Raw genomic sequence first — 12,076 nt, forward strand, 5'->3', positions numbered from 1 at the left:
ATCCATCTTCGCCTTTGCTATAGAGCAACATGGATTCCCGCTTTCGCGGGAATGACGGCGAGGTAAAACGACCCATTGCACCAAACCGAGGTTCCAGATCGATCGTTACCCCTGCTTCTCCGTCACCCGAACCTGCGTCGCCAACTTATCCAGCACGCCATTCACATAGCTGTGCCCATGATCTGCCCCGAAGCGCTTGGTCACTTCGATCGCCTCGTTGATGATCACGCGATACGGCACATCCGGCCGATACTTCAATTCATACGCGGCCAGGCGCAACGCGGCACGTTCCACCGGATCGATCTGCTCGACGTCACGATCGATATAGGGCTTGAGCGCTTCGTCCAAAGCGTCGACGTTTGCTTCCACGCCACGCAGCAGATCTTCGAAGTACTCCAGGTCGGCGACTTCCATGTCCTGCTCGTGGCGGAACTGCTCGATCACCGATGTCATCGAGCTGCCGCTCATCTGCCAGGCGTACAGCGCCTGCAGCGCACGGCGACGGGCGCGCGAGCGCGCGGCGAGATCGATGCCCTCGGGACGGTGATTCATTACAGCTTTCCGTACAGGTTGACCATTTCGAGCGCGGCGATGGCAGCGTCGGCGCCCTTGTTGCCGGCCTTGGTACCGGAGCGCTCGATGGCCTGTTCAATGGTATCGGTGGTGAGCACGCCGAAAGACACCGGCACGCCGGAACTGAGAGCAGCCTGGGTGAGTGCCTTGGCGCATTCACCGGCAACGAAATCGAAATGCGGCGTGGCGCCACGGATGACTGCGCCCAGCGCGATCACCGCGGCATATTTGCCCGAGTTCGCCAGCTTGTGCGCAGCCAGACCGATTTCCCATGCGCCCGGCACGCGGATCACGTCGATGGCATCATCGCTTACGCCGTGTCGCACCAGTGCATCGCGTGCACCGGCCACCAGCGGTTCGACGACAAAGCCGTTGAAGCGGCCGGCGACAATGGCAAAACGGCCCTTGGGCGTGGCGAAATCGCCTTCGATGATCTTCATGTTGCGTGGATTCCTGTGATGGGCGGCCTGCCCATGGCGAGCGGGGTATTTTACGGGTTTTGGTGAATGCCGGTCAGAAGGCAGGCTGGGATGACAATCCCAGCCCGGTGACCCCTTCCGGATACCGGGATTTCACCCAGCCTACTTAAGTGCCGGTCAGGCCATGGAAGGTTCGTGGCCGCGTCGCAAATGCGGGTAACCGTGGAAATCCAGGCTGGCCCGCTGTCCCACCACCCGCAACCGCGCGGGTACGCCGAACGGCAACGTGAACTTGTCCGGATCATGGCCGAACGGCATGCCGGAAAGCACAGGAATGCCTGCAATGCGGCGAATCTGCTCGAAGCCGTCTGCCAGGTCGTAGCCGTTGTCATACGGAGCCGGGCGGCACTGGGTGAAATCCGCCAGGATCAAGGCCCGCTGTCGTCCCAGCACGCCGGACAGATGCAACTGGTAAAGCAGGCGCTCGATACGGAATGGCGGCTCGCCGATGTCCTCCACGAACAGAATGCCGCCCTCGATGCGCGGGAAGTACGGCGTCTGCAGCAGGCTGCACAGCATGGCGAGGTTGCCGCCCCACAGCGGCCCCTCCACCGACAGTTCCGCCGCCTCGCCGCAATCCCAGCTTGCATTGCCTTGCGGCGCGCTGAGCGTGCGCCAGAAGTGACGCCAGGTAAGCGGACTCAGTCGATGCGCGCCGAAATCCGGACCCAGCATCGGTCCGCCGAACGTCACGATGCCGCTCATTGCATACAGCGCCATCTGCACGGCGGTGAAATCGCTATGCCCGACCAGCGCGATCGGCTGGTCGGCAAGACGCTCGCGCAAGGCGTCGTAATGCAGATGTTCCAGCAGGCGTGTGGCGCCGTAGCCGCCGCGAATGGATAGCGCAATGTCCGGCAAGGTATCGAGCGTAGCGAGCCCGTTGATATCCGCGGCGCGCTGCGTATCGCTACCCGCGTAACGCAGCTCGGTGCGATCGATCACCTCAGTGCCTTCCACCAGGCAACCTGCATCGCGCAGCCGTGCGATGCCGCGCGTCATGGCGTCGCGATCGTGCGGATAGCCAGAGGGGGCGATCAGGCGGATGCGGCAGGCGGGGTTGGATGACATGCGGGGCTCGTTTCGTCATTCCGTTGGCGGGGAATGCACTCTATATCATTCGAACTGCCCCACTGGAGGAGTCGCGATGACACAGTTGCGGCGAAATCGTGGCTTGCCTTGCACTTACTGACTGAGTGCGTAGCCATACCTGCCATCATGCAGTACCTCCGTCATTCCTGCGAAAGCGGGAATGACGGAGGTACGGGTACTTCAAGGGGCAACCGTGGACGCCACAACGGCAGCTTCGCCCTTCAACGCCAGATCCCGCGACGAATGTCCAACCTGGATCGGATAGCTGCCCGCGCCAATCTTCCACTGATGCCCCGACACATCAAACGTCGCCAGCAAACGCGGATCGATCGTGACGGAAACCGTGCGACTCTGTCCCGGCTGCAGCGACACCTTTTCGAATCCTGCCAACCGGCGCGGTGCTTCGCCGCTGTCGCCCGGCAAGCTCACATACACCTGCGGTGTATCCATGCCGGCGTGATCGCCAACATTGCTGACCTTGAAGCTGACCGTCACGCGCTTGCCCTGCGTATTCACATGCAGATCGCTGTAATCGAAGCGGCTATACGAAAGACCAAAGCCAAACGGAAATAGCGGCTGCAGATTCTTTTTGTCGAACCACTTGTAACCGACTGCAGCGCCTTCAATGTTGTAGTCGACTTCTTGCGCGTTGGTGATTTGCGGACGTGGCAGTTGCTGTTCGTCCTGCGGGAATGTTACGGGCAGTCGGCCGGATGGATTCACCTTGCCAGCGAGCACGCCCGCAATCGCCTCGCCGCCGCGCGCGCCGGGATACCAGGCTTCCACGACTGCATTGACCTTCGACAGCCACGGCATCTTCACCGGGCCACCGTTTTCCAGCACAACCACCGTGTGCGTATTGGCTGCCGCCACGGTATCGATCAAATCATCTTGCTTATCCGACAGCGAAAGGTTCGGCTGATCGACGCCTTCGCAGGTCCACTGTGTTGCGAACACCAGCGCAACGTCGGACGACTTTGCCAATGCCGCGGCCTTCGCCGGATCGGTGCCATCGTCGTAGGTGATCTTCGCGTTTGGCAGCAGCTTCTGCAGCGCCTTCATCGGTGAGGATGGGTCGTAGACCTTCCATTGCCAATCCGGGCCCTTCACTGCGGGAATCGCGGGGCCACCGATCGGCCACACTTCAGCCGAACCACCGCCCGACAGCACGCCGACATCGGCATGGCTACCGATGATCGCTACCGTCTTGATGTCCGATTTAAGCGGCAGCTGATCCTGTTCGTTCTTCAGCAGCACGATCGCCTGCTCAGCGGCACGCTGCGCAACCAGTGCATCCGCTTCGACATCGAGCGGCTTGATCACCGGTGGATGATCAAACAGGCCCACTGCGTACATGGAGCGCAGAATGCGATGCACCATGTCTTCCAGACGGCCGCGCGGAATCTCGCCTTTGCCGATCGCCTGCAGCAGCGGTGCCCCGAAAGTGCTGGACGATTGCCCCAAGCTGAAACCACTACCCGCATCGATACCGGACACCTGATCAGTGCCCGCCATCGCATCCATCACGCCGTGATCGGCGCCCCAATCCGTCATCACCCAGCCGGGGTATTTCCAATCACCTTTGAGAATGTCGTTGAGCAGATGCTTGTTGGAGCAATCCCAGACACCGTTGACCTTGTTATAGCCGCACATCACCGATCCGGGATGACCGTCTTCGATCGCCAGTTCGAAAGCGAACAGATCTGACTCGCGCATGGCGCGCTCATCAATGTTCGAGCTCACTGTCAGGCGATTGGTCTCCTGATCGTTCAAGGCGTAATGCTTGATGGTGGAGATGACGTGCTGCGATTGAATCCCGCGGATTTCCCCGCCGTCGATGCGCGCGGCGAGCAACGGATCTTCGCCTAGATATTCGAACGTGCGTCCATCACGCGGTTCGCGTGTAAGGTTCATGCCGCCAGCCAGCAACACATTGATACCCTGGCGATGCGCTTCGCCCGCAATCATGCGGCCGCCTTCATACGCAATCTGCGGATTCCAAGTGGCAGCAATGGCAAGTGTTGAAGGTAGCGGAGTGGTGTTGCCCGCTTCACCACGTACGTGCGCGGGCTGCTTGCCTGGCCCTTGATCGATCGGGTAGTTGTGCACGCCGATGCCGGCGTCGTTCTGCTGCTGGGCGGGAATGCCGAGCTTTGGCAACGCCGGCACATAACCTGCTGCACCGATGCCGCCCGGCTGCTGCTGCAGGGCCATCATGTCGTTGTAGCTCTGCACCATGTGATGCATGTCTTCCAGCGACATGCGCTTGAGCATGGTTGCGGCACGTTGATCCGGCGAAGCAGTCTGGTCAGCCAAGGCTGGCGACAGGCTAGCCAGCGAGAGCGCGGTAAACAGAGCGGTGCGAGCAATGGTGAGCTTCATCCTGATCCCTTCGTGCTGGTTTGAACCGGACGAAGGATGCCACGAAGCGAAGTGCGTGGCAGTGATGAATATGGCCAGTCGTGCTTATGATCCTTGAAGCCGCAAGTTGCTATGAAAGTCGCCTCCCTGATTCGTCGTCCCGGCGAAGGCCGGGACCCAGCGACTTGTGAGTCCTCAAAGTCACTGGGCCCCGGCCTTCGCCGGGGTGACGACGAGTTATGTCATTCGGCGTATTCGACGACCTCTAGCCCGAATCCCGCAAGCCCAACCAGCTTGCGCGGCGTGCCCAACACGCGCAGGCGACGCACGCCCAGATCCGTGAGGATCTGCGCACCAAGGCCATGCTGGCGCCATTCTTGATGCTGATCGGCGGGCGCCTGCGGCGCAGGCTGCCGATTGAGACGACGCAACAATGCCTCCGGCGTGTCTTCGCCAGACAAGACCAGCAGCACGCCGCGGTTTTCGTCGGCGATGCGGCGCAAAGCAGCGGTGACGGTAAGGCCAAGATCGTCGCGCTGCAGATGCAGCACGTCAGATAAGGTGTTGCGCACATGCACACGGCTCAGCACGGGATGGCCATCATCCACATCGCCGCGCACCAAGGCAAAGTGCAGGCCGTGGCGGATCGCATCGCGATAGGCCACCAGGCGGAACGAACCGAATTCAGTTTGCACTTCTTCTTCGTGCACACGCTGCACGGTTTTTTCCGTTTCCAGGCGATAACGGATCAGATCGGCGATGGAACCGATCTTCAGGCCATGCTTTTTGGCAAACACTTCAAGCTCGGGACGGCGCGCCATCGAGCCATCTTCGTGCAGCACTTCGATCAGCACTGATGACGGTTCCAGGCCCGCGAGTGCGGCGAGATCGCAGCCAGCTTCCGTGTGGCCCGCGCGCGTCAGCACGCCACCTGGTTGCGCAGTAAGCGGAAACACATGGCCGGGCTGCGAGAGATCCTGCGGCTTCGCATCCGGTTTCACCGCCACCTGGATGGTACGAGCGCGATCGTGCGCGGAAATGCCGGTCGTAACACCTTCAGCTGCTTCGATCGAAACAGTGAAATTGGTGTGGTACGGCGAGGTGTTGTCGCTCACCATCGGACGCAGGTTGAGCTGACGCGTGCGTTGCTCGGTAAGCGTGAGGCATAGCAGGCCGCGCGCCTCGCGCACCATGAAGTTGATGTCTTCGGGCCGCACCATTTGCGCGGCCATGATCAGATCGCCCTCGTTTTCGCGATCTTCGTCATCGACGATCACGACCATGCGGCCAGCGCGAATGTCTTCGAGGATTTCGGGGATAGTGTTGAATGACATGTTCTGCTCCTTGAGGACTTACGCAAACCCGTGCTGCTTCAGAAACGCTTCATCGATGCGCGATGCTTCACCGCCACCGATCAAGCGCTCCACGTAACGCGCAACCACATCCACTTCGATATTCACCGCATCGCCTGCCCGCCGCGCATGGAACACCGTGTGTTCCACCGTGTGAGGAATCAGGTTGACGCCGAAACGCTGACCGTTCACTTCGTTGACGGTAAGGCTGGTGCCATCGATGCAGATGGAGCCTTTGGAAGCGATGTAGCGCGAGAGCTGCGCGGACACTTCGAACGTCCAGCGCTGCGAGCGGCCGTCCGGTGCGATGGAAACCACCTTGCCCACGCCATCGACATGGCCGGATACCAGATGGCCGCCCAGGCGATCTGCGAGCCTCAAGGCTTTTTCCAAGTTCACCGGATCGCCCGGCTTGTGCTTGCCCAGCGTGGTAAGTGACAGCGTTTCATTGGACACATCGGCAGCGAATCCGCGCGATTCGAGCGTGACCACCGTAAGGCATGCGCCGGATACCGCAATGCTGTCGCCCAATTGCACATCGGAAAGATCGAGATCGGCGGTATCGATATGCAGACGCACGTCGCCGCCGCGAGGTTCCAGCCGCGCGACGCGGCCGACGCTCTGGATGATGCCGGTAAACATCAGCGCACCTCCAGGGGTGATCTGGTCCATTCAACGTAGGTGGCAGCGTTTCTGTCTGTTCGCAGGCCACAGGGCCGACGGCGAAGACAGACTGGCTGTCTGTTGAGACGGCGGACCGATGGCATGCGGGCAGACAGGAACGCTGACATCTGCGGGGAATGGATCAGAGCATCCCCTAGGAAGGTAGGCGAAACGAGGTAATGACTGGCTAGCATGAACGTTCTCCACGTAAGACGAATGTGGGAACGCCCCAAGGCATGAGGCACACGCATCGCTTGCGCGACGCATGCCGCCGTCTTCTTTCATCCGGACTGTGAGCCGCCCCGGCGAACCGGAAACAGCTTGACCGTCGGCTCCGGCATTGGACCGGATCTGCTGACCTTCCGGCGGGACCGGAAGCGCTCGCGGGCTCAGACCTTACGGTCCCTACCGCCGGTGGGGAATTCCACCCCGCCCTGAAGACGTTTGTTGTGAGTGCCGGAAACCGGCTGGGGAAGTTTAACATCGATCACTGTGCCGTCCGTTCACTCGGGTGCACAGTGCGTTGCCCTTGCTCTCCCTCTACAGGCACCGGGTTGGCGCTATACGTCAGCTGCGCGAGATGCGGCTCCCTCCCCTATGCGCAGGGGAGGGGGTAGCTTGCGGCAGCTCATTGAGCCCCCAGCGTCTTCACCAAAAAATCGATCAAGCTCCGCACTGCCGGCGCGCGATCGGCTCCCGGAAGCCACAGCAAATGAATCGGCGAGTTGCTGGGCGGCCAATCGGTCAGCACTTCCACCAGACGCCCTTCCGCCACCAGCGCGTCCGCCATGTAATCGCCCTGGATACCGATGCCGACGCCGGCCAGGATCGCGTCGCGCACGGCTTGCGAGTCGTTGCAGGTCAGCACGGGGTCCACACGCACCGAGCGCCGCTTCCGCTGGCGTGCGAATTGCCATAAGGTGCCTGTGCGCAGACCGCTGAAAACAATGCAGCGATGCCGCTTGAGTTCGGAGGGATCGTTCAACGGCGGCGCCGACGCTAAATAATCAGGAGCCGCGCAAAGATAACGGCGCATAGTGCCTACCCGTCGCGCCACACAGCGTGTATCGGCCAGTTTGCCCACGCGCACGGCCAGATCCACTTTCGCTTCGACCAGGTCGACATACCTGTCGTCGTAGGTCGTTTCGATATGTAGCTGCGGATGGCTGCGCATGAACTGCGCAAGCAGCGGCGCCATGCACATGCGTCCGTACGAAGCCGGCAGATGTACGCATAACCGCCCGCCCAGTTCGCCGGTGCGCGGGCGCAAATTGACTGCCAGTTCTGCCATCACCGCCTCGAGGCGTTCGCAGTAGGCAAGCAATTGTTCGCCGCGTGCAGTCAACGTCATGCGTCGCGTGGTGCGCAAGAACAGCGGATTGCCAGTGGTTTTTTCCAGCGCAGCGATGCGGCGACTGAGCACCGATGGCGTGCACCCGGCCACGCGAGCCGCCTGGGAGAAATTCAACAGGCGCGCGGCAGCTGCAAAACCTCGAAGCTCCCGCAGGCGGGTCGGCGTCAGTTCGAACGATTTGTTCATAGAGTGAATAAAAGATATGTATTTGTGCGAGATTATCATCCCTCACTGAAAGTCAGACCATGGCGGCGTCCCCAAACAAGGAACACCCGCCATGCGCAGCATCCAGCTCACCGCCTTCGGACTCGATCATCTGAAGCTCGTCGACCTGCCCTCGCCACGCCCCAAGCCCAACGAGGTTCTGGTACGGATGGAAGCGGCCTCACTCAATTACCGCGATCATCTGTTAGTAAGCGGCCAGCTTTATCGCGGCGTGACATTGCCGATCGTGCCGATATCCGATGGCGCCGGCGTCGTGCTGGAAGTCGGCGAAGCAGTGACGCGTTTCAAGCCGGGCGATCGCGTCACCACGTTCTACAAGTCGCGCTGGTTATCCGGTGCCATGCGTCCCGAATGGGAAGGTGCGGAAATCGGAGGCCCGGCCGAAGGCATAATGCGCGAGCTGGCCTGCTTCGATGCGTATTCGCTCGCCCACGCGCCTTCGCATATGGACAGCCTGCAAGCGGCGACGCTGCCGATCGCTGCGCTCACTGCTTGGCAAGCATTGGAACAGGCCCGCGTCACCACTGGCCAGACCGTACTGGTGCTGGGTACCGGCGGCGTGTCTTTGTTCGCCTTGCAATTCGCAAAGCTGCGCGGTGCGAAAGTGATACTGCTTTCATCGAGCAACGAAAAGCTGGCACGCGGCAAGACGCTGGGTGCGGATGTCGGCATCAACTATCGCGAAACGCCACAGTGGGGTGCTGCCGTGCGTGAAGTTAGCAGGGGCGGCGTGGATGCCGTCATCGAAACCGCCGGGGCTTCAACCTTCCCGCAATCGCTCGAAGCCGTACGCATGCACGGTTTTGTCGGCGTGGTGGGCTTTTTGGGCGGCAACGATGCGCAGGTCTCGCTCCTGCAGGTGATTCTCAAGCGCGTGCATGTGCAAGGCATTTCGGTCGCTTCGCTGGAGCAGCACGAACGCATGGTCGCAGCCCTGGAGGCTACGCAGCTGCAACCTGTACTCGACAAGGTCTACGGTTTTGAAGAACTTCCCGCTGCATTCGAGCACATGCTGGCCGGCAAGCATTTCGGGAAAATTGGTATCGATTTCGCTCGTTGACGGTTATGCCGGACGCAATTGCAAACGCCAGTCGTTGCCTATCTGCCGCTGATCGACTACCCGCAACGACCAGCGCGACGCCATCTCGCTTAACGAAGGCAGATGCATCAATGGACGTGCGTGGTCGCCGAGCATGATGGGTGCGATGTAGAGCAACAGCTCATCGGCCAACCCTGCTGCGAAAAGTGCACCGCAGAGTGTTGGACCGGCTTCGACGTGCAATTCGCTGCAGCTTCGTCCAGCAAGCAGACTGAGGACGGCTTGCAGATTGAGCGCATCGCCCTGCTCTGGAATGGCGATGCGCTCGACGTTTGCGAAACGATCATCGGTGACTTCCGCCGACGCCGCATGCAACACGAGGGTGGGCGTTTGGCCGTCCAAAACATGGCTTCCGGCAGGGGTACGCAGATGACGGTCGAGAATGACTCGCGTGGGAGAGAACGTCTCACGCGGTAGATCCCCGGCGGGAAGTCGCACTGTCAGTTGTGGATTATCGCCAAGCACCGTACCGACGCCACTCAAGATGGCCGAGCTACGTGCGCGCCAACGCTGTACATCCGCTCTGGCCGCTTCGCCGGTGATCCACTTCGACTCGCCATTCGCGAGTGCTGTGCGGCCATCCAGACTCATCGCCAACTTCACGCGTACCCATGGGCTATGGCGTTCGATCCGACTGAAGAAACCGATGTTGATCTCCCGTGCTGCTTCCCGCATCAGGCCGCTTTCCACCGTGATACCTGCAGCGCGTAGCTTGGCGATGCCCTGGCCTGCCACTTGCGGAAAAGGGTCCTCTGCGGCGATCACCACACGGCCGACACCGGCAGCGATCAGTGCATCGGCGCACGGTGGTGTACGACCATGATGCGCGCAGGGTTCCAGCGTGACATAAGCGGTGGCGCCACGCGCTTCTGCTCCCGCCTCCCGCAACGCATATACCTCGGCATGCGGTTCGCCGGCGCGTTCGTGCCAGCCCTGCCCCACCACCCGCTCGCCATGGGCAATCACGCAACCCACTCGTGGATTGGGCTGCGTCGTATAGAGACCTTGTTCGGCCAAGCGCAGCGCGTGCGCCATGTGCTTAGCATCGACGACGGAAACTGTCATGGAGGCGTCTGAATATGGTTATGCAAGATCGTCAGTGTGCGCGATCGCCCGGCATTTGTCGCGCCAGTGGAATCGGGAGTAGCCTAGAAATCTTACTTGCGAAAAGGCCACGGTCATGATTTACGACAACATTCTCGACACCATCGGCAATACGCCCATCGTTCGTCTGCATCGTATAGCCCCCTCGCACGTAACGCTCTATACGAAGGTGGAAGCCTTCAATCCCGGCGGCTCGGTGAAAGACCGCTTGGCCATTGCCATCATTCTCGATGCAGAAAAGAAAGGTTTGCTCAAGCCCGGCGATACGGTGGTGGAAGCTACTTCGGGTAACACCGGCGTAGCACTGGCGATGGTGTGCGCCTCACGCGGTTATCGCTTCGTGGCCATCATGACTGAAACTTTTTCGATCGAGCGCCGCAAATTGATGCGTGCTTACGGCGCCAAAGTCATCCTTACACCCGCTGCCGAACGCGGCACCGGCATGGTTCGGCGTGCAGAGGAATTGGCAAAAAAGCATGGCTGGTTTCTGGCTCGGCAATTCCAGAACCAGGCCAACCCTTCTTACCACCGCAACACCACCGCGGCGGAAATCCTGCGCGATTTCGCCGGCAAGCGACTGGATGCCTTTGTCACCGGCTGGGGCACAGGCGGCACGCTTACCGGCGTCGGTGAAGTGCTGAAGGTTGCCCGGCCCGAAGTGAAAATCGTGGTCTCCGAACCTGCGGGCGCATCCTTGCTGCAGGACAAGCCATGGCAGCCACACAAGATCCAGGGCTGGACCCCGGACTTCGTGCCCGAGGTGCTCAATCGCAAAGTATTCGACGTGGATCTGCCGGTGGACGAAGTGGTGGCCCGCGACACCTCGCGTCGACTGGCCAAGGAAGAAGGCATTTTCGTCGGTATCTCAGCCGGCGCTACGGTTGCCGCTGCACTTCAGTATGCAGAAAAGGCCGAGCAAGGCAGCGTGATTCTGGCGATGTTGCCGGATACCGGTGAGCGGTATTTGTCGACCTTCTTGTTTGAAGGTGTGGACGAGGGTTCGGATGATGCTTGGCTAGAGAGCCTTGGCTAACTGATAGAGCTTGCAAACCTCACGGTCGTCATTCCCGCGAAAGCGGGAATCCATTGTCAACCTCGCCAAAAGCAAAATGGATTCCCGCTTTCGCGGGAATGACGACTACGTAGTCGAGTAGGTTGGGGTGCAAGCCCCAACATCGCTAAGCACGGTGACATCCATGCGTTGGGGTTTGCACCCCAACCTACGAAAGCTCAGCTCTTACGATGACCACGCTTCGCAGCCGCAGCACCCGCTTCACCCAGCAAAGACAGCTGCAAATTCTCCAGGCCAGGTAAATCGCGCTCCAACTTCTCGATCTCTTCGCGGAACGCATGCACGTCTTCGAACTTGCGGTAGACGGACGCAAAACGCACGTACGCCACCTGATCGAGCTTCTTCAACTCGCGCATCACCAGCTCACCAACGTGGCGCGAAGGCACTTCACGCTCGCCACTCTTACGTAGATCGTCGATCACCGCACGAACCGCGGCGTCCACGTCATGGCTTGCCACCGGCCGTTTCTGCAACGCACGCTCGAAGCTTGTGCGCAACTTGCGTTCATCAAAGATCTCGCGTCGCTCGCCACTTTTCACGATCGCCGGCAGTTTCAGCTCAGCCGTTTCGAACGTATTGAACCGCTCACCACACTGCGGACACTCGCGACGACGGCGCACGGTGGCGCCATCGTCGGCGAGGCGTGAATCGATCACGCGGGTGTCTTCATGCTGGCAGAAAGGACAGTGCACGTTGGGTGAG

Annotated in this window: 11 protein-coding genes and 1 riboswitch; of the genes, 2 read left to right on the forward strand and 9 right to left on the reverse strand. The window is 60.6% G+C overall.

What is annotated here, in order from left to right; genetic code table 11:
- Positions 1–105: 105 nt before the first annotated feature.
- The 7 genes from nusB to QQJ86_RS06335 form a co-directional block, all read right to left on the reverse strand.
- Positions 106–552 carry a transcription antitermination factor NusB gene (nusB, locus tag QQJ86_RS06305; RefSeq protein ID WP_284320066.1) on the reverse strand — a complete coding sequence of 149 codons (447 nt, stop codon included), beginning with the start codon at positions 550–552 and terminating at the stop codon, positions 106–108.
- Complete coding sequence (ribH, locus tag QQJ86_RS06310) at positions 552–1,013, reverse strand: 6,7-dimethyl-8-ribityllumazine synthase (RefSeq protein ID WP_284320067.1); 462 nt, start codon at positions 1,011–1,013, stop codon at positions 552–554. The genes nusB and ribH overlap by 1 nt, the downstream gene beginning before the upstream one ends.
- 156 nt (positions 1,014–1,169) lie before the next feature.
- Positions 1,170–2,123 (reverse strand): muramoyltetrapeptide carboxypeptidase, encoded by a 954-nt coding sequence (gene ldcA / locus QQJ86_RS06315; protein ID WP_284320068.1) that lies wholly within the window; start codon positions 2,121–2,123, stop codon positions 1,170–1,172.
- A gap of 201 nt (positions 2,124–2,324) precedes the next feature.
- A complete protein-coding gene (locus QQJ86_RS06320) occupies positions 2,325–4,526 on the reverse strand; it encodes a beta-glucosidase family protein (RefSeq protein ID WP_284320069.1) in 2,202 nt (733 codons plus the stop codon).
- Positions 4,527–4,747: 221 nt separating this feature from the next.
- Positions 4,748–5,839: a bifunctional 3,4-dihydroxy-2-butanone-4-phosphate synthase/GTP cyclohydrolase II gene (gene ribBA / locus QQJ86_RS06325; protein WP_284320070.1), complete on the reverse strand. Its 1,092-nt coding sequence runs from the start codon at positions 5,837–5,839 to the stop codon at positions 4,748–4,750.
- 18 nt (positions 5,840–5,857) lie between these two features.
- The gene (locus QQJ86_RS06330; RefSeq protein WP_284320071.1) at positions 5,858–6,499 is read right to left on the reverse strand and encodes a riboflavin synthase; all 642 of its coding nucleotides are present in this window, start codon (positions 6,497–6,499) and stop codon (positions 5,858–5,860) included.
- 290 nt (positions 6,500–6,789) lie between these two features.
- Positions 6,790–6,966, reverse strand: a riboswitch (FMN riboswitch).
- A gap of 182 nt (positions 6,967–7,148) precedes the next feature.
- Positions 7,149–8,060: a LysR family transcriptional regulator gene (locus QQJ86_RS06335; protein ID WP_284320072.1), complete on the reverse strand. Its 912-nt coding sequence runs from the start codon at positions 8,058–8,060 to the stop codon at positions 7,149–7,151.
- A 91-nt stretch (positions 8,061–8,151) separates the two neighbouring features.
- Here QQJ86_RS06335 and QQJ86_RS06340 point away from each other — a divergent pair, with 91 nt between their 5' ends.
- Entirely contained in the window at positions 8,152–9,159 is a 1,008-nt protein-coding gene (locus QQJ86_RS06340) for a zinc-dependent alcohol dehydrogenase family protein (protein WP_284320073.1), read from the forward strand.
- A 3-nt stretch (positions 9,160–9,162) separates the two neighbouring features.
- On the opposite strand, the gene ribD is transcribed toward QQJ86_RS06340, so the two are convergent.
- Entirely contained in the window at positions 9,163–10,263 is a 1,101-nt protein-coding gene (gene ribD / locus QQJ86_RS06345; protein WP_423372896.1) for a bifunctional diaminohydroxyphosphoribosylaminopyrimidine deaminase/5-amino-6-(5-phosphoribosylamino)uracil reductase RibD, read from the reverse strand.
- 115 nt (positions 10,264–10,378) lie between these two features.
- Here ribD and cysK point away from each other — a divergent pair, with 115 nt between their 5' ends.
- Positions 10,379–11,335: a cysteine synthase A gene (cysK, locus tag QQJ86_RS06350; RefSeq protein WP_284320074.1), complete on the forward strand. Its 957-nt coding sequence runs from the start codon at positions 10,379–10,381 to the stop codon at positions 11,333–11,335.
- Between the two features lie 197 nt (positions 11,336–11,532).
- On the opposite strand, the gene nrdR is transcribed toward cysK, so the two are convergent.
- Entirely contained in the window at positions 11,533–12,066 is a 534-nt protein-coding gene (gene nrdR, locus QQJ86_RS06355) for a transcriptional regulator NrdR (protein WP_284320075.1), read from the reverse strand.
- Between the last annotated feature and the right edge of the window lie 10 nt (positions 12,067–12,076).

Source organism: Dyella acidisoli, from assembly GCF_030160295.1.
Lineage (GTDB): Bacteria > Pseudomonadota > Gammaproteobacteria > Xanthomonadales > Rhodanobacteraceae > Dyella_B > Dyella_B acidisoli.